This window comes from Baekduia sp., from assembly GCF_035685985.1.
Lineage (GTDB): Bacteria > Actinomycetota > Thermoleophilia > Solirubrobacterales > Solirubrobacteraceae > Baekduia.
Window position 1 is genome coordinate 1 of the sequence record NZ_DASRZV010000030.1, and the last position, 24,116, is coordinate 24,116.

General features: G+C 73.7%; 19 protein-coding genes. 11 read left to right on the plus strand and 8 right to left on the minus strand.

All coding sequences use genetic code 11. The features are described from left to right. Positions 1-5,887, minus strand: a 5,887-nt coding sequence (locus tag VFG42_RS20365) for a DUF6531 domain-containing protein (protein WP_324910633.1), incomplete at its 3' end; no start/stop codon positions are given. Positions 5,888-6,516: 629 nt separating this feature from the next. Here VFG42_RS20365 and VFG42_RS20370 point away from each other — a divergent pair. The 3 genes from VFG42_RS20370 (at position 6,517) to VFG42_RS20380 (ending at position 10,008) form a co-directional block, all read left to right on the plus strand. Continuing rightward, complete coding sequence (locus tag VFG42_RS20370) at positions 6,517-6,705, plus strand: response regulator transcription factor (protein WP_324910715.1); 189 nt, start codon at positions 6,517-6,519, stop codon at positions 6,703-6,705. Between the two features lie 133 nt (positions 6,706-6,838). After that, complete coding sequence (locus VFG42_RS20375) at positions 6,839-8,665, plus strand: glycoside hydrolase family 15 protein (protein WP_324910634.1); 1,827 nt, start codon at positions 6,839-6,841, stop codon at positions 8,663-8,665. After that, complete coding sequence (locus VFG42_RS20380) at positions 8,662-10,008, plus strand: glucose-6-phosphate dehydrogenase (RefSeq protein WP_324910635.1); 1,347 nt, start codon at positions 8,662-8,664, stop codon at positions 10,006-10,008. The genes VFG42_RS20375 and VFG42_RS20380 overlap by 4 nt, the downstream gene beginning before the upstream one ends. A 63-nt stretch (positions 10,009-10,071) precedes the next feature. On the opposite strand, the gene VFG42_RS20385 is transcribed toward VFG42_RS20380, so the two are convergent. After that, entirely contained in the window at positions 10,072-10,722 is a 651-nt protein-coding gene (locus VFG42_RS20385) for a CAP domain-containing protein (RefSeq protein ID WP_324910636.1), read from the minus strand. A 372-nt stretch (positions 10,723-11,094) separates the two neighbouring features. On the opposite strand from VFG42_RS20385, the gene VFG42_RS20390 reads away from it, so the two are divergent. Next, on the plus strand, positions 11,095-11,685 hold the full coding sequence (locus tag VFG42_RS20390; RefSeq protein WP_324910637.1) for a hypothetical protein: 591 nt from the start codon (positions 11,095-11,097) through the stop codon (positions 11,683-11,685). Positions 11,686-11,730: 45 nt separating this feature from the next. Here VFG42_RS20390 and VFG42_RS20395 read toward each other — a convergent pair whose 3' ends face one another. After that, positions 11,731-12,405 (minus strand): cation transporter, encoded by a 675-nt coding sequence (locus VFG42_RS20395; RefSeq protein ID WP_324910638.1) that lies wholly within the window; start codon positions 12,403-12,405, stop codon positions 11,731-11,733. A 218-nt stretch (positions 12,406-12,623) separates the two neighbouring features. Here VFG42_RS20395 and VFG42_RS20400 point away from each other — a divergent pair, with 218 nt between their 5' ends. The 3 genes from VFG42_RS20400 (at position 12,624) to VFG42_RS20410 (ending at position 16,091) form a co-directional block, all read left to right on the plus strand. Beyond that, positions 12,624-13,400, plus strand: coding sequence for a hypothetical protein (locus VFG42_RS20400; RefSeq protein WP_324910639.1), 777 nt, complete (start codon positions 12,624-12,626; stop codon positions 13,398-13,400). A gap of 94 nt (positions 13,401-13,494) precedes the next feature. Further along, a complete protein-coding gene (locus VFG42_RS20405; protein WP_324910640.1) occupies positions 13,495-15,594 on the plus strand; it encodes a helix-turn-helix transcriptional regulator in 2,100 nt (699 codons plus the stop codon). 41 nt (positions 15,595-15,635) lie between these two features. Continuing rightward, on the plus strand, positions 15,636-16,091 hold the full coding sequence (locus tag VFG42_RS20410; RefSeq protein ID WP_324910641.1) for a DUF7144 family membrane protein: 456 nt from the start codon (positions 15,636-15,638) through the stop codon (positions 16,089-16,091). A 4-nt stretch (positions 16,092-16,095) separates the two neighbouring features. On the opposite strand, the gene VFG42_RS20415 is transcribed toward VFG42_RS20410, so the two are convergent. Further along, positions 16,096-16,824: a response regulator transcription factor gene (locus VFG42_RS20415; RefSeq protein WP_324910642.1), complete on the minus strand. Its 729-nt coding sequence runs from the start codon at positions 16,822-16,824 to the stop codon at positions 16,096-16,098. Between the two features lie 110 nt (positions 16,825-16,934). Here VFG42_RS20415 and VFG42_RS20420 point away from each other — a divergent pair, with 110 nt between their 5' ends. After that, a complete protein-coding gene (locus VFG42_RS20420; RefSeq protein WP_324910643.1) occupies positions 16,935-17,309 on the plus strand; it encodes a response regulator transcription factor in 375 nt (124 codons plus the stop codon). On the opposite strand, the gene VFG42_RS20425 is transcribed toward VFG42_RS20420, so the two are convergent. Together VFG42_RS20425 and argF are read right to left on the minus strand one after the other, a co-directional pair. Further along, the gene (locus tag VFG42_RS20425) at positions 17,306-19,117 is read right to left on the minus strand and encodes a sensor histidine kinase (RefSeq protein WP_324910644.1); all 1,812 of its coding nucleotides are present in this window, start codon (positions 19,115-19,117) and stop codon (positions 17,306-17,308) included. The genes VFG42_RS20420 and VFG42_RS20425 overlap by 4 nt on opposite strands. A gap of 138 nt (positions 19,118-19,255) precedes the next feature. Continuing rightward, positions 19,256-20,263 (minus strand): ornithine carbamoyltransferase, encoded by a 1,008-nt coding sequence (gene argF / locus VFG42_RS20430; RefSeq protein WP_324910645.1) that lies wholly within the window; start codon positions 20,261-20,263, stop codon positions 19,256-19,258. 187 nt (positions 20,264-20,450) lie between these two features. On the opposite strand from argF, the gene VFG42_RS20435 reads away from it, so the two are divergent. After that, positions 20,451-20,912, plus strand: a complete 462-nt coding sequence (locus VFG42_RS20435; protein ID WP_324910646.1) for a DUF6325 family protein — start codon at positions 20,451-20,453, stop codon at positions 20,910-20,912. 12 nt (positions 20,913-20,924) lie between these two features. After that, entirely contained in the window at positions 20,925-21,221 is a 297-nt protein-coding gene (locus VFG42_RS20440; RefSeq protein ID WP_324910647.1) for an SHOCT domain-containing protein, read from the plus strand. On the opposite strand, the gene VFG42_RS20445 is transcribed toward VFG42_RS20440, so the two are convergent. Both VFG42_RS20445 and VFG42_RS20450 read right to left on the minus strand, forming a co-directional pair. Next, entirely contained in the window at positions 21,208-23,031 is a 1,824-nt protein-coding gene (locus tag VFG42_RS20445) for a glycoside hydrolase family 15 protein (RefSeq protein WP_324910648.1), read from the minus strand. The two genes, VFG42_RS20440 and VFG42_RS20445, sit on opposite strands and share 14 nt — an antisense overlap. 51 nt (positions 23,032-23,082) lie before the next feature. Beyond that, positions 23,083-23,505 carry an SHOCT domain-containing protein gene (locus tag VFG42_RS20450; protein ID WP_324910649.1) on the minus strand — a complete coding sequence of 141 codons (423 nt, stop codon included), beginning with the start codon at positions 23,503-23,505 and terminating at the stop codon, positions 23,083-23,085. A gap of 104 nt (positions 23,506-23,609) precedes the next feature. Here VFG42_RS20450 and VFG42_RS20455 point away from each other — a divergent pair, with 104 nt between their 5' ends. Then, positions 23,610-24,113, plus strand: coding sequence for a nucleoside deaminase (locus VFG42_RS20455; protein WP_324910650.1), 504 nt, complete (start codon positions 23,610-23,612; stop codon positions 24,111-24,113). Positions 24,114-24,116: the final 3 nt, after the last annotated feature.

Here is a 24,116-nt window from a genome sequence, read left to right on the forward strand (position 1 = left end):
CGACGCGGTAGGCGGAGTTGGAGGCGCCCCAGGCGATCTGCCAGGACTGGCCGGCGTCGAAGTAGGTGGTGTTGGTGATCGTCGTGCCGATCTGGGTCCAGGTGGTGGTGCCCGATGCCGATCGCCAGACCTTCAGCAGGCCGCCGGCCTCGCGGGTCAGGGCGATCTTGTCGCCGGCGGCGAGGTGACCGGTCATGGTCTGTGCCGAGCCCAGCGAGGTTTCGCTGTTGTTGGTGTATTTGGAGATCTGGACGGTGTCGTTGGTCGTCCCGCGAGCCAGCGTGAGCTCGTAGCCGTTGAGGCTGCCCGTCGACCAGCCCGAGACGATGTCGAGGTAGAGCTGGTCGTTGGTGGTGGTGCTGACCGCCGGCACCGTCATGTAGACCTCGCCCGCGCCGGTGAACGACGCGGCGTTCCACCACTCATAGCCGTAGGAGGTGCCGTTGATCTTGGCCTGGTTGGAGGCGATCGCCCCTGCGGAGGTGCCGGTCAGGTTGGTCCAGTTGGAGCCCAGGCCGCCGTCGGCGCGGTTGAAGTTGTCCAGCACCGAGGTCGTCGGCGCCGACCAACTCGACGAGCCGCCACCCGACGGGCCGACCGTCGCGACGACGTCGCCGGTGGCGTCCTCGCTGTTGCGAAGGGTCGTGCTGCCCTGGGTCGTCCAGGCCGGCTCGTCGCTGCTGTCGTCGTAGTGGTTGACCGTCGGGGTGCCGGAGCCGACCGTGCGCTGTCGCACGCGGTCCTGCGGGTCGAGGTCCAGCGTGGTGGTCGTGCCGCCTTGGGTGAGCGTGTGGGCGCGGTCGTCGACGTAGTAGCTGGACGTCAGCGCGTTGGTGCCTCCGGCGTCGGCGGCGGGGACGGTGGTGATCCGCCCGAGCGTGTCGTAGGCGTAGCCGGAGTTGTTGAGGCGGTCGGCCTCGTCGTAGGCCAGCGTCTGGGTCGTGGGTGTGGTGGATGTCGAGCAGGCGCCGCCGGTGCCGGCTGGGTAGGTCTTGCGGGTCAGGCGGTTGCCGTCGGTGTCGTAGGTGTAGGTCTTGGTGACGCACGCGGTTGCGCCCGGCGCGTCGCTGGAGGAGGTCAGACGGCCCGCGGCGTCGTAGGCGTAGGTGCGCGTCTTGTCGGTGCCGGTCTGCGTGAGCCACTGGTCGTGGATCGAGCGCGTGGCGCTGTCGCTGTAGATCGTGCAGCCCGTGCCGCACGGCGACTGCGCGACGTAGGTCCGACCCGTCACGGTGCCGGTCTCGTCGCTGGCGATGGTCAACTTGACGTTGGCGTTGGGGAACACCTCGCTGCTGAGCGCGCCATCGGCCGTCCACGCGGTCGTGATCGCGCCGAGCTGGGGCTCGGTGATCGACGACGTGCGGCCGGTCGTCGCGTCGTAGGCCATGGTCCGGGTACCCGATGGGTCGGTGATCGTCGTCGGGCGACCATCGATGTCGTAGGCCGTCGTGGTCGTCCCGCCGTCGGCGTCGGTGTAGGACGAGATCTGACCGGCGGCGTTGTAGGCACGCGTGACGGTCTTCGTCGGGCTGGACTGCGCCGTGGCGGTCAGCAGCCGGCCCGTCGTCGAGCTGTAGCCGTAGACCACCGGCGGACGAGCGTCGCCCGTGCTGCCGGTGACCGTCCTTGACGTGTGGCGGTCGCCGTTGTAGGTGTCGATCTGGACGCGGCGCGGGGTGCCGTCGACGGAGTCGGTCTTCTTGGTCTGCTGCTCGTAGGCGTCGTACTCATAGACCGACTCCGGCAGCTTGGGCAACGTGCTGGTCGGCTGGCCGCCCGTCTTCGTCTTGCACGGGAGGTTGGCCCAGGCGGGCTTGTTGGAACAGTCGCTGCCGTCGGCGTTGGCGCCCACGGTGTAGTAGATCGTGCGGCGCGTGCTGGCCGCCGTCTGGCTGGACGACCGCGGTTGCTCCTGGTAGGTCACCAGGCCGAGGCTGTTGTACTCGGTCCTGGTCACCAAGTTGAGGCCGGCCGGGTCGATGGCCGTGCTGGTCAGCAGACCGTCGCTGTTGTAGGTCATCGCCGTCGTACGAGAGTCGCTGTCCCCCGTCCCGGCGACATAGGCCGACCTGACCGTCTTGATCGGCAGGTTCAACGACTTCGAATCGGGATCGGAGTCGTTGTAGGTGTAGACGGTGTGCTTGCGTGCCTGGACGGTCGTGCCGTTGGCCAACCGCGTGGAGTGCAGCGGCCCCTTCTCGTCAAGCAGTCGCCAGCCCGAGCCCTGCGTCCGCTCGCCGAACGAGCGGACCGTGCTCAGCTCCTGGGCCCGCGCGGCGTGAGCCGCGGTCGTCGACCCGGTCGCCAACGCGGTGGCCCGGTTGACCGCGCTCAGCTCCCGCGTGACGTTGCCGCCGGCGTCATGCTCGGTCGTGGTCGTCTCACCGCCGGGCCGGACCTCGTTGGTCAACCGGCCCAACGCGTCGAGGTAGTGGACGGTGGCCTTGGCGTAGGTCGACGCGCTGTCGGGCACGTCGTCGGGCCGGAACAGCGCGGTCGCGTCGGTGGGGATGTCATCGACCTGCGACCAACCGGCGAGTGCGCCGGCGCTCATGTCGTAGGGCGCGCCGGAGCCTCTGACCGAGACGCCGTAGAGGACCGTCTGCTTCGCCGTCGTCGGCGTGCCCGCGGCGCCGACCGGTTGGGAGCGCGACACGCTCCCCAGGCGGCCGACGGTCGACCACTCGCCGCCGGTCTGCGTGTAGCTCAGCGTCCAGGCGTTCTCGCCCGGCGGGGTGATCGTCGAGAGCCGGCCGTTCGTGTCGTAGGCGTACTGCGTGGCCAGCGCCGCGCCCTGCCGTGGGTCGTAGGCGGAGCTGAGCCGGTTGTCGGAGTTGTAGGTGTAGGCGGCGACCGAGACCTTGTTGTTGGTCAAGCCGTTGCCGGGCGCGACGAAGTCGATGCTCGTCACGCGCGTCCAGCCGCTGTTCCAGTTCAGGTGCAACGAGCGGCACCCCGCCGCCGTCGAGAGGTTCGTGCCCGTGCAGTCCACCGGCGACGGCGCGATGACGTCGGTCAGCCGCTGCCGACCATCGGTCCCCGGCGAGTACTGGAACGTCGTCGCCACCGCGCTGGTGGCCTGCTGCACCGTGCTGAGCGCCCATTCGCCCGGGTTGCCCGAAGCCTTGCCGAAGGTCAGCTTCTGGCCGCTGTCACGGTCGGTGAGCGTGAACGACGTCGTGTTCCCCTTGACGTCGACCTGACGCTGCAAGCTCAAGCCGTCCAGCTCAGGCAGCGAGTAGTAGCCGTTGTCGGTCTCATGCTCCTCAAACGGCAGCGCATTGCCATCGCTGGTGTCGACCTCCGCCGCACCGAGGAACGCGAGGTCAGGGTCGCTGGAGGCGTTGTAGTCGATGACCTTGGTGTAGATGCTCGCGTCATCATCGACCGGCATGCCCAGCGTCCACCCCGGACCGAACGGCTGCACGGCATTCACGATGATTCCGGGGTTACGCGAGTTGTACGTGCGCGTGATCCCGAGGGACTCCTTGAAGCTGTCGATGTCGACGTCGGTCGCGCTCAGCTGGAAGTTGCCGGTCAGCTCGTCCACCTGGCCCGGGCCGATGTCGCGCATCGAGTCGCTGGTGCCCAGTCCGGTGGTGTCGATCCCGGTCAACACGTCGTCGGTCGTGTCACCCGCCGCGGCACTGAAGTAGCCGCGCACGTAGACCTGCGTCGCGGTAGGCAGCTGATCGGTGACGTTGTAGACCACCTGCGGGCTGCGATGCGTGCTCGCCGACACCGCAAAGGAGTTGGTGCTGATCGCGCTGCCGTCCATGGCCTGCAAGTTCGCCGCCGGGATGTTCTGCCACGCGGTGGTCTTGGTCCGGTACTGAAAGACGACCGTCGAGGCCGGCGAGGTGGGCTTGAGATCCTCGGCCTGCAACACGAGGCGCTTGGCCGTCTTCTGGCCCTCGATCAGGGTGTTGATGTCGCCGCGTGCGACGTTGACCGTGAAGCTGTTGCTCGCGACGTTCCCTGCCGCATCCGTGGCACTGAGGGTGAACGTGACCGGCCCCTGATTCCAACCGCTGGGCGCGAAGTCGTAGTCGAACTTCATCGAGCCGTCGGCGAGCACTTCAGGGATCATCTGCTTGACCGTCAGGAATCCTGGCTGCGAGGTCGTCAGGATGAACGAGCCCATTCCCGAGGTGGCGACGCTGGCGCTGGCGTCACTGGCGATCGCGGTCAGGTGCACCGTCTTGCTCACCGATCGCGACGGCTCAGAGCCCGATGTCGACCGACCGAGATCGGCCAAGCGCCCCGTCGTCGTGATGACCGGCGGGGTGGTGTCGACCATCACGGTCCTGTCTGTCGTCGTGGTGTGGCCCAGGATGTCCTGCCCGCTGAAGTGCACCGTGCGCACCCCGTCCGGGACCGTGCTGAACGCCAGCGTCGCGTCTCCGTCGGCCCAGCATTGGCTGCTCAGCGTGCCGCTGCACAACGCGTGGTTCGAGCTGAGCGGCGCTGTCCTCACGGCGGGGTCGTTGTCGATGGTGGCCCACGCGATGTCCCGATGGTCGTTGACGGAGGCGTCGGTGCCGATGCCGAGGCCGTTGTCGTGCAGGTACACGTAGGCGCTGGGGTGGTTGTTGCTGGTCCAACCCGTTGGCAGCCCGCTCACGGTCAGCGCCGGCGCATCATGGTCGTTCCAGTACAGATAGGCACCGGTGAAGCTCATGACGGCGCCCGACCCGCTCACCGGCCCCGCCACGATCAGGTTGACGCCCGACCAGTTGCCGGTGGTCCCCACGTTCGGATCGCACACACTCGAGACACACGCGGTGATGTACGTCGCCCCGCTGAGCCCGGCGCAGTTGCCGAACAGGTACGGGGCGGACGGACCGTTGGGGATGCCCGCATATCCCGTCTCCACGCCTGCGTTGGGAGCATTGAAGTTCCACAGGCCGGCGAACAGGCAGACGTTGGCCGCCGCGTTGAAGCGAACGTCGGGGAAGTCGACGCGCGTCGCAAACGCGTTCAGCCGCCGGTTCATCCACACCGCGTTGCCCGCCGAGAGACCCGCCGACGCCGCGATGAAGAAGCGGCCACCCGTGAACCCACCATTGAAGTACGACTCATAGCCGGGCAGTGCCGTGTACGCCCAGTTGGCCGTCTGCGTCGGGCCCGGGAAGAAGCCCGGATCCAGCGCGACCAAGGGGCCGGTGCCGCCGTTGTACAAGATGACCGGGTCGACGCTGACGGGGTAGGCGAGGTCGCGCCCGTGGTGGCTGGTCGTCACCGTGATCGTCGAGCCCGAGACGTCATAGCGCACCGGGACCTGCGTGTTCTGGGCGTCCCACGCCATCGGCGGAGACACCATGCCGACCACCCGCCCGCCCTGCACCAGGTCCACCGTCGTGCCCGACGCCAGCAGCGTCACCCCGACCGGAAGATCCAACGTCATGCTCGTCTGCTCCGAAGCCGACGGAGAGCGAAGCGTCCAGTCCAGCCCGACGCCGCTCGGCGTCGGCTCCACGATCGTGTCGATGTCGGCGTCGGTGTTCGCGTAGAACACCTTGTTGGCCGACCGAACCCCGACCGCGTCCCCTGCGCCGCCAGGCCGGATCGTCAACGTGTCCGCGCCCGCGCCCAGAGTGACGCCCGCGCCGAGATCCTGCCCGATCACGTCTCGGACCGGAGAGTTGACCGGGGCCCACCCGCCCGACGCCAGCGGCTGCAGCGTCATGTCGGTCGGAGCCAACGCACCCTGGGCGTCCTCGGTCACCAACGGCCAGGATGACTCAACGACCAGGTTGCCCGCCGTGCCCGGCTCGTCGACCAACATCGTCGTCGAACTCGTGTAGGCAAGGACCTTCTCGCCATCACGCAGCCTGGGCGGCTGCCACGCCGGCTGCGTCGTCACCTGCGCCGCCGCGGCCTGCATCGCCCGCAACGCGGCACGCGCCCCAAGCCGACGATACGCCGTGCGCGACCGCACACGAGCACGCCGCGCCGCCGGCGCCCGCAACGCCCGCAGCGCCCGTCGCCGCTGCGCCTGCGCCCTGCGCCACGCACGCCCCAACCGCCGACCCGAGTGGGCGGTCAACTTCAGCGCGCGCGTCTTGACACGCCTCTGCGGGACCGGCGCAGAAGACCCACCGAACGGCGCGGCCGCCTGCGGAAGGATCGGCGCATCGGGCAGCCGCGTCAACGAGCCACCCGAACCGAGACGTGCAGCCCGGTGGGCATCCGCCCCACTGGCACTCGAGGTGCAGAGCAACACGCAAAGCATCAGGACAGCAGCCGACAGGGCACGGATGGACAACTTGGACCTCTCCACGTCGCAGGGACCGCCGAGGAGCGCTCAGCGTGCAGGGCCGCAAATTGGCGATGCGGCGGTGCGCCACCGTACTGATCCTCAGCAGTGTGTGCAAGCACACTGCTCGGTCAGCTCGGTCATGACGCACACGCTCCGCGGGGGACAGGTGCGCAGCCGTTGACACCGCGAAGCGTGACCAACGTCCGGCCGAGCCGCGCCGCGCTCGGCGACGACCGGCCGGCGGCGCGCCGCCGCTGACCCAGCGCGAGGGGCAGATGCTCGAGCGGATCGCCGAGGGCCTGTCGGTCGCCGACATCGCCGCCGAGCTGCACCTCAGCCAGGCCACGGTCAAGACCCATCTGCGCAGCCTGTACGCCAAGCTCGAGGTCTCCGAGCGCGCGGCCGCCGTGGCCGCGGGGATGCGTCGCGGGCTGCTGACCTGAGGGCCGGCGAGCGGGGGCCGCTTGCGTCGCTCGCTCCGAGCGAGCACTCTGGATGCCGTGCGAGGCGCCGACGACCAGCTCGGCCGCACCCAGCGGCCCGCGCTCCGGGGCCGCCGCCGGACGAGGGGCGGCGGTGCTTGACCCGGATCCTCCGTTTCGCCGGGTACGCCGAGACGACGGCTATCCGCCGCTCGAAGACCTCGGCCTGATCGGCGACGGGACGACGGCGGCGCTGGCCGGCCTCGACGGCGACGTCGTCTGGCTGTGCGTTCCGCGCTTCGACTCCGAGCCGCTGTTCTGCGGCCTCCTGGACCACGCCGGCGGCGGGCGCTTCACGGTCGCGCCCGACGACGTGACCGAGGCCCGGCAGCGCTACGAGCCCGACACCGCCGTGCTGGTCACCGAGCTGCGCACCCCGACCGGCGTGGTGGCCGTCACCGACGCGCTCGCGCTGCGGTCGGGCGCGGTGCTGAGCGACGACGCCCCGGCCGGGCGCCAGGAGCTGATCCGCTCGGCGGTCGTGCGCGAAGGCTCGGTCCGGCTGCGGGTCGCGATCGAGCCGCGGGGCGGGGCCACCGCGCGGCCCGCCGCGGGCGGCCTCTCCGTGGAGGCCTGGCGCCGGCCCGACCTCGACCTGCACGTGCGCTGCGACCACCGGCTCGACGCCCTGGACAGCGTCCACGAGCTGCACGCCGGCCAGCGCCTCGACGTGGTGCTGTCCTGGGGCGGCGCGTACCGCCACCACCGGTTCGACGCGGAGGAGCTGCTGGCCGCGACCGCCCGCTCGTGGCGGGGTTGGATGGAGGACTTCGACTACTCGGGACCCCAGGACGCCATGGTCCGGCGGGCCGCGATCACGCTCAAGCTGTGCGACCACTGGAGCAACGGGGCGCTGATCGCGGCGCCGACCTCGTCGCTGCCGGCGCCGATCGGCGGCGTGCGCAACTGGGACTACCGCTACACGTGGATCCGCGACGCCTCGTTCTCGGTGTACGCGTTGCGGCGGATCGGGTTCGAGGAGGAAGCCGGAGCGTTCCTGGGCTGGGTCCTCGACACGTTCGAGCACGGCAGCGCACCGCGGATCATGTACGACGTGGCGGGCGGCCCCGTGCCCGACGAGGTGGTCGACGGCGAGCTGGAGGGCTACCGGCGCTCGGCGCCGGTGCGCTGGGGCAATGGCGCCGCCGACCAGCGCCAGCACGACGTCTACGGCGAGGTGCTCGACTGCGCGTACCAGTGGGTGCGGGGCGGAGGGCGGCTGGACGACCACCTCTGGACCGGGCTGGCCGGGCTGGCCGACCTGGCCGTCGACGCCTGGCGCCAGCCCGACCAGGGGATCTGGGAGGTGCGCAGCGAAGGCCGCGTGTTCACCTACTCGGCCGGGCTGTGCCACGTCGCGCTGGACCGCGCCGCCCGCCTCGCCGAGCGGCTCGACCTGCCGGGCGCGGCCTGGCGGTGGCGGACCGCCGCCACCGACCTGCGCGCGACCGTGCTCGAAGGCTCCTGGGACGAGGACGCCCGGACGCTGAGCGAGCACCTCGACGGTGGCGGCAGCCTCGACGCGAGCCTGCTGGCGCTGCCGCTGCGCCGCGTCGTGCCCGCCGACCACCCACGCATGGTGGCGACCACCGACGCGGTGGCCGACCGGCTGGCGGCCGGCGACGGGCTGCTGTACCGCTACCGGCACGAGGACTCCCCGGACGGGATCGCCGGCGACGAGGGCGCGTTCCTGCTGTGCAGCTTCTGGCTGGTCGAGACCCTCGCGCGCCAGGGCCGGCACGACGCCGCCTCGGAGCTCTACGCCTCGCTGTGCGCGCGGGCGAGCGCCCTCGGGCTGCTGCCCGAGCAGATCGACCCCACGACCGGCGCGTTCTGCGGCAACTTCCCGCAGGCGTTCAGCCACATCGGCGTGATCGCCGCCGGCGTCACGCTGGCGCGCGCGAGCGGCGGCGGACCATGATCGAGCGGCTCGTCGTCTTCGGCGGGACCGGCGACCTGATGGGCCGCTACCTGCTGCCGGGGCTGGCCGCGCTGGCGGCCCGCGGGCATCTGCCCGAGCGCTTCGAGGTCGTGGGCGCCGCCCGTGAGGACCTCGACGACGATCGCTACCGGAGCTGGGCCGAGGGCCGGCTGGCGCGCGCCGACGGCGACCTGGACGCCGCGGCCAAGGAGGCGGTGGTGCGCGCGGCGCGCTACGAGCGGCTCGACCTCGCCGACCCGGCGAGCGTGGCGGCGTGCATCGCGGGCGACGGTCCCGTCGCGGCCTACCTGGCGCTGCCCCCGGCCGTCTTCCCGATCGCGGTCACCGCGCTGCACCAAACCGGGATCCCGGACGGCAGCCAGGTCGTCTTGGAGAAGCCGTTCGGCGAGGACCTGGAGAGCGCGATGGCGCTCAACCGCCTGCTCGCCGCGCTGGTCGACGAGCGCCACGTGTTCCGCGTCGACCACTTCCTCGCGATGACCACCGTGCAGAACGTGCTCGGGACGCGCCTGGCCAACCGGGTGCTGGAGCCGATCTTCAACAGCGCGCACATCGAGGAGGTCGAGGTCGTCTGGGACGAGTCGCTCGCGCTGGAGGGGCGGGCCGGCTACTACGACCACGTCGGCGCGCTCAAGGACATGGTCCAGAACCATCTCCTACAACTGCTCTGCCTGGTGGCCATGGAGCCGCCGAACAGCCTGTCCGAGCGCGACCTGCGCGATCGCAAGGTCGACGTCCTGCGGTCGGTGCGCCCGATGGGCGACGAGCAGGTCGTCGCGCGCACGCGTCGCGGCCGCTACCGCGGCTACGCCGGCGAGGAGGGGGTCGCGCCGGAGCGCGGGACCGAGACGTTCGCCGAGGTGGTGCTGGAGCTCGACAGCCGGCGCTGGTCGGGCACGCGCTTCCGGCTGCGCACGGGCAAGGCGCTGGGCCGGGATCGCATGGAGGTGGTGGTGCGCTTCCGGCCCGTGCCGCGCCACCCGTTCGCGTCCGCTCCCAACACGCTGCGCTTCGGGCTGGAGCCGGAGGGCCTCAGCCTCGAGCTGATGGGCATCGGCCCCGCGATGAGCCTCGTGCCGCTGCGGCTCGGCGCCGAGATGGAGCCGCCGGAGCTGCCCGCCTACGGCCGGATCCTGCTCGACGTGCTGATCGCGAACAGCGCGCTGTCGATCCGCGGCGACGAGGCCGAGGAGGCGTGGCGCGTCGTCACCCCGATCCTGGAGGGCTGGTCGCGGGGCCTGGTGCCGCTGGAGGAGTACGACGTCGGCTCCGACGGACCGGGCGGGCGGGGCCTCGGGCCCGCGCCCGGCGACCCGTCGTAGACCGAGGAGTAGGCGGCGTGCGCGGCGATGACGACGTTCTCCAGCGCGAGCGGAGGACGAGGGTCAGGCGGCGCACAGGTCGGGCTCTCGGTCCTGGTGGGAGCGCGTCCGGTAGCCGGAGAGCGGGTCGGTGCCGGTCGCGCCGGGGCCGCCGGCGCAGTGGCGGGCGAACACGGCGTCGACGGTGATGCCGGTGTTGGCGTGCTCGCGGTCGGGGGTGTTGCGCACGGCGCCGAGGCCGATCGCGTTCGGCCGCGCGCTGAGCAGGACCGAGCGATGGTGAGGGCTCATCAGCCACGCGGCGACCAGGCGCCGCGGTGTGCCCGCCGCGCCGCTGCCGGCGACGAGGATCTCGCCGGCCCACCAGGAGCCGCGCGACGGCGTCCAGCCCGCGTGGGCGAGGCGGTCGCCGACCTTGGACCCGTCCGGCGAGCGGTGGGCGAAGTAGCCGCGGCGGACCATGTCGGCGGCGTGGGACCGCGCGGCGGCCGCGAGGCGGTCGTCGGCGCGCACCGGCCCGAGCCCGCGCTCGGCGCGCACCGCGCCGATCAGGCACGACAGCGCGGCCCGGCTCGCGGCGAGCGTCGTGGAGCCGATCGGGGTCTCGGCGCCGGGGCAGGCGGCCGCCGCCCGCGTGAGCCCGGCGGCGGCGTGCGCGACGCTCGCGCCGCCGGCCACGGCCGGCAGCGCCGCCACCGTCGTGACACAGGCCACCGATGCGAGGCCCGACAGTGGGCCGCGCCATCCCTGCAGCAAGTTCATCATCTCCGCCCTCCCGCGGCAGATCGTCGATCCTGTTTCCGGTTCTTCCTCCTGGGCAAGGGCAGCTCGCGAGTTGGAGGACTTTGCACGGTTGATGGGGGGACAACCTGTGCAAGCCGCGCCCGGCCTGGTCGGCGTCGAGACCACGCTCGCCGTCGGTCGCGCGGCGCGGGCCTCGACCGACCGGTGGGGGCCGATCGGACGAGGGCGACGTCAGGCTCCGAACGGGCCGCCCGTCCGACCTCCACCGATCGGCGGAGCTGACCGTCGAGACGCTGACGCCCGCCGCATGGGACGCCGCGGCGCCTGGGCACCCTGCCCGCCATGCGCAGACTCGCCATCCCCCTGACCGCCGCGCTGGCGGCGACCGCCTTCGGCGGCGCGACCGCCACGGCCAACACCAGCCACGAGGGCTGGCCGAAGTTCACCGGCGTGCTGATCATGAACAAGCGGGACCAGAGCCGGCCGATCGACGCCCGTCCCGGCCGCGACCTGTTCGCCGGGACCGATCCGTCCTACTCGTGCGACGGCCTCCACAAGAACCGCTCCTGCGCCTCGCGGACCGGGACGGTCGCGCACCGCGGCCACAACGAGCTGCTCGGCGGCCACGGCAACGACACCATCTACGCTGGCCAACAGGGCGACGTCATCTGGGCCGACTACAAGCCCTCCGGCCAGCCCTCGACGCAGAAGGACACCATCTTCGGCGGCGCGGGCAACGACTTCATCTACGCCGGCCACGGCACCAACATCATCGACGCCGGCCCCGGCAACGACTACATCAAGGCCCACTACGGCCGTGGCGTCATCGACTGCGGCCCCGGCCGCGACACGCTCTACATCAGCCGCCGCGCGCAGAAGCACTACGTGATCCGGCACTGCGAGAAGGTGTCGCACAAGACGCTCGGCTACTGAGGCGCCGCGCGGGCCGGGCGGCGGAGGCCCACGGGCCCGGCCGCCTCAGCGGCGGCCGCGGTCGTCGTGGCGGACCGTGAGCAGGCTCTGCCAGGTGATGCGCAGGATCAGCGCGGCGATCGCCAGGCCGATGATCGGGTCGGCGATCGGCGCGCCCAGCGCGACGGCGACCGCGCTGGCCACGACGCCGACCGACACGACGGCGTCGGCGCGGGCGTGCCGGCCGTCGGCGATCAGCGCGGCGCTGTCCAGGCGCGCGCCGCCGGCCAGGCGGACGCGCGCGGCGGCGCCGTTGCCCAGGACGCCGACGCCGCCCGCCAGGCCCAGCGCGAGCAGGTGCTCGGGGGCCAGCGGGTGGACGATGCGGTCCAGCGCGACGATCCCGGCGACGAGCGCGCTGGCGAAGATCGCGGCGACCACGACCAGCCCGGCCCAGCGCTCGGCGCGGTCGGAGCGCAGCAGGAACGCGGCGCCGAGCGGGATCGCGGTCAGCGCGTCGCCGACGTTGTGGATCAGGTCGGCCAGCAGCGCGACCGAGTCGGTCGCGACGTAGATCGCCGCCTGCGCGGCCGCCGTGGCGCCGAGCAGCGCCAAGGACGCCACGACGACGCGCACGCCCTCGCGCGAGCGCGCGATCGACGGATCCACGAGCCCGTGGCTGTGGCCGTGACCATGATGGTGGCCATGGTCGTGCTCGTGGGCGTGCGCGCGCTCGCTCACATCACGGCCTCGCCCACGCTCCGGCCCGCCGGGTCTCCACGTGCCGACGGTAGCTCGAAACCGCGCGGCCGTCAGCCGTTCGGCCGGCCCACGCGCGCGCCCAGAGCGCGCCGGCGGCCACGCCGCCGCCGATCGCGGCTGACGCCCGCCTCACCCGAACCGGATGATGGCCGCTCACCCATGGGGCGCGGAACATCGGCGCGATCGGAGGTTCCACCATGAGCACCAGCGCCCCCACGACCGCTCCGCCCGCGCACCGTCCCGCGCTCACCGACCAGCAGCTCGGCGAGCTGCTGCCGCTGCTTCAGCTGGCCGACAGCGCCGAGCTGAAGGTCACGATCCCGCCCGAGCACCTGCGCGACGCGCTCGCCGCGCTCGACCTCGACCCGCTCGACGCGCAGATCCGCCAGGTCTTCTTCTTCGAGACGCCCGACCTGCGCCTCGACCGGAGCGGGGTGGTGGTCCGCGCGCGGCGCGTCGCGGGCCGCCCCGACGACACCGTCGTCAAGCTGCGGCCGGTCGACCCGGCCAAGGTCTCGTCGAAGCTGCGCCGGACCGAGGGCTTCGGGATCGAGGTCGACGCGATGCCCGGCGGGTTCGTCTGCTCGGGCTCGCTGAAGGCGCAGGCCGCCGCCGACGTCCGGACGGTCGTGCGCGACGCCAAGTCGCCGCGCAAGCTGTTCACCAAGCCCCAGCGCGCGCTGTTCGAGCGCTACGCGCCCGACGGCGTCACGCTCGACGACCTCAAGGTCCTCGGCCCGATCTTCGTGCTCAAGCTCCGCTCGGTCCCACGGATCGTCGAGCGCAAGCTCGTCGCCGAGCTGTGGCTGTATCCCGACGAGTCGCGGATCATCGAGCTGTCGGCCAAGAGCCCGCCGCGCGAGGCCTTCGACCTCGCCGCCCGCCTGCGCGCCTACCTCGCGGGCCGCGGCATCGACACCAGCGGCGAGCAGGCGACCAAGACGCGCCGTGCGCTCGAGCTCCTCGCCGGCTGACCGTTGGTGCGCGCCTGCGTCGGACCGACCGGTGCGCGCCCTTGCCCGCCCCGGCCGCCGGGCGGGATCGTCGGTGGGACGGACGACCCACACGATGACCCTCGCGCGTCTCGCCCACCACCTGCCGGCCCCTCCTGGGCCCTCCGCGACCCCGGCCCGGGAGGGCCTGGTGGCGCGCGGGCGGCTCGTCGGCCGGCTGGAGCGCGCGCGCGACGTGCCGGTCGTGCTGCTCGCCGCGCCCGCGGGCTACGGCAAGACCGTCCTGCTGCGCCAGTGGGAGGCCGAGGATGCCCGGCCGTTCACCTGGCTGCGTGCGGGGACGCGCCTGGCCACCGAGGTGACGCGTGCGGTGCGGCGCGACGACGGCGCGCCCGAGCGCGTGCTGGTCGCCGACCACCGACCGCCGGCGGCCGCCGGCGTGGAGGACCTCGCGGCGATCGCCGCGCGGCTCCCGCCCGGCTGCCTGCTGGCGGTGGCGACCCGCGACGCCGCGGGTCTCGCCCACGGCCGGCTGCGCGCACAGCGCCGGCTGCTGACGCTCGACGCCTCCGAGCTGGCGATGACCCGCGGCGAGACGCGGGCCGCGCTGGACGCCGCGGGCGTCCGCCTCCCGGCCGAGACCGCCGACGCGCTCGTCGCCGCGATCGACGGATGGCCCGCGGCGGTCTCGCTGGCCGCGCAGGCGCTCGACGCCGCCTCGTCGCCCGGCCTGGCCGCCCGCGCGTTCGGCGGCGAGGACGACGGCGTCGCCGACCTCGTCCGCCGCGAGATCCTCGACGAGCTCCCGGCGCGCCGCCGTCGGCTGCTGCGCCGCGCGGCCGTCCTCGACGCGCTGGACCCCGACGGCTGCGCCGCCGTCCTGCGCGCGCCCGAGGCCCGCACGCTGGCCGCCGACCTCGCCGCGGTGCCGCTCAAGCGCGGCAACGGCGGCGTGCGCTGCCATCCGCTGGTCCGCGACGTCCTGCTCGCCGAGCTGCGCGCCGCCGAGCCCGGCGCCGAGCGCGAGCTGCACCGGCGCGCCGGCGCCTGGCACGCCGAGCACGACGACGTCGACGGCGCCGTCCGCCACGCGCTCGCCGCGGGCGACCTGCGGCAGGCGGGCACGCTGCTGTGGGACGCGGCCCAGGGCGACGCCTGGAGCGCCCGCGCCACGCGGCTGCGCCGGCGGCTGGAGCGCATCCCCGCGCACGCCGAGGCCGAGGCGCCCACGCTGGCGCTCGCCCACGCGATCGTCGCCTTCACCGACCTCGACGCCGAACGGCTCGACCACCACCTCGGCCGCGTGACCGGCCCGCTGTCGCCCTCAGCCGCCGCGGGCCGGGCCACGCTCGGCGCGCTCGTCGTCGACGACTCGTCCGCGTTGCGCGCTCAGGGCGCCCGGGCATCAACCGCCGTGCCGCGCTGCCAGGCGCTGCACGGGCTCGGGCGCCTGGCCGAGGGCTCCGGCGCGCTCCTCGCCGGCGCCGCCGCGCCCGGCGCGGTCGCCCTGGACGACGGCCGCCGCGCCTGCGCGGTCGCCGCGCCCGGGCTGGCTGCGCTGTGCGAGGCCGAGCTGGCGCTGCTCACGCTGCTGGGCGACGGCCGCCCGGAGGCCGGCGATCGCGCCGCCGCCCGGGAGATCGCCGAGCGCGCCCGCGCCCGCGTCGTCGCCGAGGGCCTGCAGGAGCTGCCCGCGACGGCGCTCACGTTCGCCGTCGCCGGGCTCGTGCGCGCGTTGGACGGCCGCTACGCGGCGGCCGCCGAGGACGTCGCGAGCGCCGAGCGCCTGCTGGACGGCGCCCGCCCGCCGGCCTGGTACGCCGCCCAGACCGACCTCGCGGCCGGACGGGCGCGGCTGCGCTTCGGCGCGATCGCCGGGGCCCGCGAGCGGCTCGCCCGCGCCGACCGCGCCGCCGGACACGTCGCCGGCGCCGACGGCCTGCGCGCCTGGATCGCCACCGCGCTGCACGACGCGCACGCCGTCGCGGTCGCCGCGCCGGTGATCTCGGAGCCGCTGACGGTCGCCGAGCTGCGCGTCCTGCGCCTGCTGCCGACCCATCTCAGCTACCGCGAGATCGGCGAGCGCTTCCGGACCTCGGGCCACACCGTGAAGTCCCAGGCCCACGCCGTCTACCGCAAGCTCGGCGTCACGTCGCGCTCGGAGGCCGTCGCCCGCGCGACCGCCTTCGGCCTGGTGGACGCCGGCCCGACCTGACCCCGACCCACCACCCACCGACCACGAGGAGGACGCACCCGATGTCCAGCCCGACCTATCCGCCGCCCGCCGACCCCGTGTCGGGGCCGCCTCGCGGAACCCAGCGCTTCGAGGACGACAGCGGCGCCGCCTGGTGGGGGTTCGCCGCGATCATGCTCCTGATCGGCGGCATCCTGAACTTCATCTACGGATGGGCGGCGATCGACAGCGCCAACTTCTACGTCAACAACGCCCAGTACGTCATCAGCGACCTCAACACGTGGGGCTGGGTCGTGCTGGTCATCGGCGCGATCCAGGTCACCGGCGCGATCGGCCTCTTCGCCGGCAACCAGTACGGCCGCTGGATCGGCATCCTGGCGGCGGGGGCCAACGCGATCGCCCAGCTGCTGGCGATCCCCGGCTACCCGTTCCTGTCGCTCGCGCTGTTCGGCGTCGACATCCTCATCCTGTACGGGTTGGTCGCCCACGGCCATCCGCGGCGGGGCGGGGTCATCTGACGCGTCAGCCGCCGCCGTCGCCGTCCCCGTCGTGCTCGGACAGGTACAGCAGCGCGGCCTTCACGCGCCGCGCCACGTCCGACTGGTCGGTCAACCCGAGCTTCAGGAAGATCGCGTTGATGTGCTTCTCGACGGCGCGCTTGGTCAGCACGAGCTCGTCGGCGATCGCCTGGTTGCTGTGGCCGCGGGCGATGAACGTCAGGATCTCCAGCTCGCGCGGCGTCAGCTCGTTGAGCGGCGAGCGCTCGGCCCGGCGGCGCGTGGCGACCAGGCCCTCGACGAGCTTGGCGTCCATGACCGAGCCGCCCTCGGCGACCGACTCGATCGCCGACACCAGCTGCCCGCGGTACTGGATCCGCTCCTTGAGCAGGTACGCGCGGCCGTCGGAGCCCTGGTCCAGCAGCGCCAAGCTGTAGCGCGGCTCGGCGAACTGGCTGAGCAGCACGACCCCGATCTCGGGGTGCGTCTCCCGCAGCCGCGCGGCGATCCGCAGGCCCTCGTCGGTCAGCGTCGGCGGCATCCGGATGTCGGTGACGACGACGTCGGGGCGCGCCTGGTCGATGGCGGCCAGCAGCGTGTCGGCGTCCGGGCAGATCTCCACGAGGTCGATCCGCTCGGCGCCCTCGAGCACGTGCGACAGCGCCTCGCGCACGAGGAAGCTGTCGTCGGCGGCGACGACCCGCAAGATCCGTGCTCCCGCGCCCGCATCCCCGTTCGGCGCATGGGCGGTCATGGGGACGAATATGTTCCTGCGCGGACCCGTTGTCAAACGGGGTGCGCGCACGCGCGTGGAGAGGCGCGCATGCCCTTGCCCGCCGCGCCCGTCGGCGGGACGGTGAGCGCGTGTCGGTGGTGAAGGTGCTCGCGGTCGACGACCAGCCGGTCTTCCGGAGGGTCGCCCGCCAGCTCGTCCAGTCCACCGACGGCTTCGAGCTGGTCGCCGAGGCGTCCTCGGGCGAGGAGGCCCTGGCGCTGGCCTCCGAGCTGCGCCCCGACCTGGTGCTCCTGGACGTCCGGATGCCCGGCCTGGACGGCATCGAGACCGCGCGGCGGCTGCCCGCCGTGGCGCCGGGCACGGTCGTCGTGCTGATCTCGCTGGAGCGCCTGGCCGACCTGCCCGCCTCGATGGCGTCGGCGGGCGCGGCGGCGCACGTCCGCAAGCAGGAGCTGTCGCCCGGGCGCCTGCGCGGGCTCTGGCACCTGCACGGCCGCGTCTAGCCTCCCGAGCCGTCGAGCGCCCGCGCCGGGACGCTGCCGCGGACCTCGGCGCCCGCGCCGCGGGTCATCGTGATCCGCAGCTCGCCGCCGACGGCCTCCACGCGATCGCGCATGTTCGCCAGCCCGGCGCCCGCGCCGAGGCGGTCGTCGCGCGCGCCCGCGCCGTCGTCGCGCACCGAGAACGTCAGCCGGCCGTGGTCGTCGTCGCGCAGCGTGACCAGCACCCGGCGCGCGCCGCGCGCGTGCTTGGCGACGTTCTGCAGCGCCTCCAGGACGCAGAAGTAGATCGCGCTCTCGACCTCCGACGGGTAGCGCGCGACGCGCTCGGCGCTGACGCGCGCCGGCACGGGGCAGCGCACGCTCGCGGCCTTCAGCGCCTCGGCCAGCCCGCGGTCGGCCAGCAGCGGCGGGCAGACGCCGTGGGCGAGCGTGCGCAGCTCCTCCAGCGCGGCCTCGACCGACGCCTCCAGCTCGTGCAGGCGCTCGATGCTGTTGCGCGCGTGGCCGCGCGCGACCAGCTCCTCGACGAGCCCGAGCTCGATGCGCAGCGCGACCAGCCGCTGCTGGGCGCCGTCGTGCAGGTCGCGCTCGATCCGCCTGCGCTCGCGCTCGGCGGTCGCCGCGATCCGCAGGCGCGACCGGGCGACCTCGCCCGCCGCGACGTCGGCCGCGCGCGCCAGGCGCAGGTTCTCCAGCGCGACGGTGCCGAGCGCGCTCGCCGCCTCCAGCAGGTCGGGCCGCTCGGCCAGCGTGGGGTCGCAGGACAGCGCGCCGAGGACGCGGTTCTCCCCGTCGCGCAGCTCGCGCACCAGGCGCGACGGGTCGTGGCGCGCGGCGTGCTCGTCGGCCAGCAGCAGCCGCATCCCGCGGTCGCCGAACGCCTCGGCGAACGCGCGCTGGACCAGCGCGGGGCTGGTGGCGATGCCGACGCGCCGCGCGAGGACCACCAGCGCCCGCTCGTCGCCGAGGCGCAGCTGGACCAGGCCGACGAGGAACGCGATCCCCAGCAGCGGCGTGGACCAGGCGACGAGCGTGGTCGCGAGCGCGGTCGCCGACGCGCCGGGGTCCAGCGTCCGGCCGACGATCGCCCAGCCGACGAGCGTCGTGCGGAGCATGCCCGCGAACAGCACCGGGCGCAGGACCGCGCCCAGCGGCGCGGGCGCGTCCACGACCCGCCGCTCCAGGCGCACGACGACCAGCACGAGCACGGCGAAGGCGATCGCGCCGCCGAGCGCGAAGAGCGCGTCGACGACCGGGGCGGGCAGCGCCGCGACCGAGATCCCGCTGTCCGGGCAGTGGGCGGTGCAGCTCGTGTACGGGCTCGGGAGGCGGAACGTGTCCGAGACCATGGCGGTCAGCGCGAGCAGGCCGGCGGCGGCGCCCATGGCGCCGACCAGGGCCCGGTCGCCGCGGCCGCGCGGCGCGCCCCTGGGGAACGCCAGCAGCGCCACGACCAGCAGCACCTCGAGGCCGTAGGCGGCCAGGCGGCCCACGGTGTAGGCGAGATCGTCGTCGGACTCGGCCAGCGCGGTCAGCGCCGCGACGGCCCCGACGATCAGCAGCAGGCGCGCGAACGCCGGGAACTGCCGCGTGTAGCAGCCGTATAGCCCGGCGGCCAGCGGCACGCCGGCGATCATCGCGCTCAGCAGCGCGGTGGTTCCCGGATGGCCGGTCCCGCGGGCTTCGGCGCCGAGCGTCCCGGCGGCGACGGTCAGCGTGACCGCGGCGGTCGTGAGCAGCACGTAGAGCGCGGGGCGCGAGAGCATCTCGCGGGCGGGGACGGTGCGTGCGAGCGGTGCGGCGTGCATGGGTCCGACACTCCCTCTCGAATGTGCAGCAACCCTTCGTGGTTGTGCCTCCCGATCTTAAAGGACTCGCACGGACACCTTCTTGGTGTCTAGGCACCGGCGGCCCGCGCCCGGCGCCGAGCGGGCCGGCGACGCCGTTCAGGCCCCGAGCGTGGCGACGAGGACCGCCTTGATCGCGTGCATCCGGTTCTCGGCCGCGTCGAAGACGACCGACGCGGGCGACTCGAAGACCTCCTCGGTGACCTCCAGCGCCTCGACGCCGTGCGCGTCCAGGATCTCCTGGCCGCGCGCCGTGTCGGTGTTGTGGGACGCGGGCAGGCCGTGCAGGAACTTGACGTCGGGGTTGCCGGTCAGCGCCATCACGTCCGCGTTGACCTGGTAGGGGCGCAGGAGCGCGATGCGCTCGGCCCACACCTCCGGGAGCTCGCCCGGCGCCACCCACGCGTCGGCGATCAGCGCGTCGCAGCCCGCGACCGCCTCCTCGACGTCCTCGGTGATGAGCACCGTGCCGCCGCCCTGCGCCGCGTGGGCCCGGGCGCGGTCGAGGACCGCGGGCGACGGCCAGAGGCTCTCGGGCGCCGCGATCCGGATGTCCATCGCGAGCTTGCCCGCGCCCGCGACGTAGGTGTCGGCGATCGTGAAGCGGGCGTCGCCGAGGTAGCAGAGCGCGATCTCCGACCACGGCTTGCGCACGTGCTCGCGCAGGGTCAGGAAGTCGGCGAGGACCTGCGCCGGATGCCACTCGCCGGTCAGCCCGTTGTAGACCGGCACGCCCGCCCAGCGCGCCAGCTCGTCGGCGATCGCCTCGGCGAAGCCGCGGTACTCGATCGCGTCGTACAGGCGCCCGAGCACGCGCGCGGTGTCCTTGACGGACTCGTCGCGGCCGAGGCGCGCGCCGCCCGGCCCGAGGAGCGTGACGTGCGCGCCCTGGTCGCGGGCGGCGACCTCCAGCGCGCAGCGCGCGTGCGGGGCGTCCTGCTCGAAGACGAACGCGATCTCCCTGCCCTCCAGCCGCGGCACCTCGCGGCCGTCGCGCCGGGCGGCCTTCAGCTCGGCGGCGAGGTCGATCAGGTGCACGATCTCCGCCGCCGTGTAGTCGTCGAGGGTCAGCAGGTGCCGCCCCCTCAGGTCGACGACGGTGCTCATCGCCCGAGGGTCGCCGCGGCGCGCGGCCCCGGCAAGGGCGCCCGCACGCCGGCCGTGCCGGTGCGCGCCGGTCGCCGGGCATCCCCCGAAGCGGGCGATGTCGCGTCGCCCGCGCCCACCTAGCGTCGCGCCCATGACCGCGCGTGGCCGGCGATCCCGGCCATCCGCCCCACCGAGAGGAGGACCGATGAGCGACGAACAAGCACTCGAAACGCTGGAGGAGATGGGCCCCGTCGACTGGATCGTGATCGGGTGGCCGGGCAAGCGACCGGACGGCGCGGAGCTGGCGCCGATGATCGTCGACCTGGCCGACCGCGGGATCATCCGCGTGCTCGACATCGCGTTCGTGGCCAAGGACGACCGCGGCGCGGTCACCGCGCTGGACCTCGAGCACCTCGGTCCCGACAGCCCGTTCGCGATCTTCGCCGGCGCGTCGACGGGCCTGATCGACCACGCCGACGTGGAGGAGGCGGCCGCGGCGCTGGACCCGGGCGACTCCGCCGCCATCTTGTTGTATGAGAACCGCTGGGCGGCGCCGTTGGCGGTCGCGCTGCGGCGCTCGGGCGGCCTGCTGCTGGCCGACGGGCGGATCGAGATCCAGGCCATCATCGCGGCCCTCGACGCGCTCGAGGCCGCCGACCCCATCTAGGAGGAGAGCACGATGCCAGGACTGCTGCGCGGGATGGCCCGCACCGCCGTCGTGGCGGGCACCGCCACCGCGGTCAGCAACCGCGTGTCGCGCCGCCAGGCCAACCGCTGGACCGAGCAGGGCAGCATGCCCGCGCCCTACTACGACCAGGAGCCCGAGCCGGGCTATGCGCCGCCGCCGCCCGCGCCCGCCGCGCCCGCCGTCGACCCGATCGAGCAGCTCAAGCAGCTCGGCGCGCTGCGCGAGCAGGGCGTGCTGACCGACGAGGAGTTCGCCGTCCAGAAGGCCAAGATCCTCAACGCGGTCTAGCGTCCACGCCCGTCCTCGTGGCGGTGGTGAGCCCGTGGCTCTCCCGGGAGCGCGGGCTCGTCGCGTCGGTGATCGCCGTCGCGGCCTGGATCAGCGCCAGGTGGCTGAAGGCCTGCGGGAAGTTGCCGAGCTGCCGCTGGTGGGGCAGGTCGTACTCCTCGGCGAGCAGCCCGACGTCGTTGCGCAGGTCCAGCAGGCGCTCGAACAGCGCCCGCGCCTCGTCCGGGCGGCCGTTGACCGCCAGCGCGCTGACCAGCCAGAACGAGCAGGCCAGGAGCCGGCCCACGTCGCCGGGCGGGCCGCCGTCGGCGGTCGAGCAGCGCGCGACGAGGCCGTCGCGGCCGAGCTCGTCGCGGATCGCGTCGATCGTGCCGGTGACGCGCGCGTCGTCGGCGGGCAGGAAGCCGACGAGCGGGATCGCCAGCGTGGCGGCGTCCAGCGCGGGCATGTTGTAGGTCTGCGTGAACGTGTGGCGCTCGGCGTCGTAGCCGTGCTCGCAGACCTCGGCGTGGATCTCGTCGCGCACGGCGCTCCAGCGCTCGGTCGGCGCGTCGAGGCCGAAGCGCTCGGCGATCCGCAGCGCGCGGTCGAGCACCACCCAGGCCATGACCTTGGAGTAGGTGTAGTGCTGGGGGCCGTCGCGCGTCTCCCAGATGCCGTCGTCGGGCGTGCGCCAGACGGCCTCGACGTGCTCGACGACCGCGCGCCAGCGCGACCACGAGCGCGCCTCCACGCGACCGAGGCGCGCGGCGACGATCGAGGCGACCGAGATGAGCTCGCCGTAGACGTCGAGCTGGAACTGCTCGGAGGCCGCGTTGCCGACGCGCACCGGCCGCGAGGCCTCGTAGCCGGGCAGGTGGCGCAGCTCGTGCTCGGTCAGGCGCCGCTCGCCGCCGACGCCGTACATGATCTGGATGTCGGCGGGATCGCCGGTCGCGACGCGCTCCAGGAAGCCGCGGAAGGCCAGCGCCTCCTCGTCGTAGCCGCCGGTCAGCAGCACCTGGAGGGTGAGCGCGGCGTCGCGCAGCCAGCAGTAGCGGTAGTCCCAGTTGCGCACGCCGCCCAGCTCCTCGGGCAGCGACGTCGTGGGGGCCGCGATCAGCGCGCCGGTCGTCGCCGAGGTCATGGCCTTGATCGCGATCAGCGAGGCCTTGACCGCGTCGGCGTACTCGCCGTCGTAGGCGCAGCGGCCCGACCACCGCTGCCACCAGGCGATCGTGCGCGCCATCGCCGAGTCGGCGTCCTCGACCAGCGGCGAGCGCTCGTGCGACGGCCACCAGTGCAGCGACAGGTGCCGGCGCAGGCCGGGGCCGACCGCGAACTCGGCGGTGGCCGTCGCGTCCTGCGTCGTCAGGGACAGCGGCGTGCTGAGCCGGAACGCGTCGGGCCCGGAGATCGCGATGACGCCGTCGGGGATCGGCTCCAGCCACGGCTTGACCGCGCCGTAGTCGGGGCGCACGCGCAGGCGCATCCGCATCGGGACGCGGCCCTTGATGCCCTCGACGATCCGGATCAGGCGCGGCGGCCCGTCGCCGCGGATCGGCATGAAGTCCGTGACGACGACCGAGCCGTGCGGCGTGTCGAACCGCGTGTCGAGCACGAGCGTGCCCGGCCGGTAGCGGCGGGAGATCTCGTGGACCGTCGTCGCCGGCGCGACCTCCCAGGCGCCGTGGTCCTCGTCGCCCAGCAGCGCGGTCAGCGCGGCGGGGGAGTCGAAGCGCGGGACGCACAGCCAGTCGATCGCCCCGGCGCGGCTGACCAGCGCCGCCGACTCCAGGTCGCCGAGGAGCGCGTAGTCCTCGAGCATCATGGTGATCGCGAGGGCGGGCCGGGACCGGGGCGTCAGGGGCGGGTCGCCACGTCAGACCGCCGCCCCGAGCGCCCGGCGCTTGAGCTGCTCGAACTCGCCGGCGTCGATCGCCCCGGTGTCCAGCAGCTGCTTGGCGCGCGCGATCTCGCCGGTCGGCGTCTGGGGCGCGCCGCCGCCGTCGCTCGCGGCCACGGTGCGGATGTGGTCGTCGATCTGCGCCTGGGCGCGGACGGCGTCGTTGGCGCGGCGCTCGGCCATGTCCTTGCCGTGCGCGATCAGGTACACCAACATGCCGACCACCGGGATGATGAGCAGGAACAGCGTCCACGTGGCCTTGCTCCAGCCGCCGATGTCGCTCCGGCCGAAGACGTCGGTCAGGACGATGATGAGGCACCAGAACCACATCACCCAGAGGAAGAACACCAACATCGTTCCCACGATGTCCAGGAAGGGGTAGTCGGCGGCGAGGATCATGGTCGCAGGCTCCCCGCCGGGTCCGGCGGCGGCAATGGTGCCCGCACGGCACCGGGACGGGTGCGGGCGCCCGGGGGCGGCGGGCGCGCTACGTTGCGGGGGAGATGACCGACGCCGACGCCGCCGCCGACGACGACGCCCAGCGGGACGCCCGGTGGCTGGACGAGGCCGTCGCGCTGGCCGTCGAGAACGTCGCCGCGGGCGGCGGGCCGTTCGGCGCGCTGATCGTGCGCGACGGCGCGGTGGTGGCGACCGGCGTCAACCAGGTGACCACGACCAACGACCCGACCGCCCACGCCGAGGTCGTCGCGATCCGGGCCGCCTGCCGCGCGGTCGGCGACTTCCGGCTCGACGGCTGCGTGCTGGTGACCTCCTGCGAGCCGTGCCCGCTCTGCCTGGCCGCCGCGCTGTGGGCGCGCGTGGACCGCGTCGTCTACGCGGCCGACCGCCACGACGCGGCGCGCGGCGGCTTCGACGACCTGGCGTTCTACGAGCTGTTCGCGACGCCGCGCGACCGGTGGCCGATGGCCGTCACCAGCGCCCCGGTCGCCGACCCCGCGGCGCCGTTCTCCGCGTGGCGGGCCAAGCCCGACCGCGTGGACTACTGATCC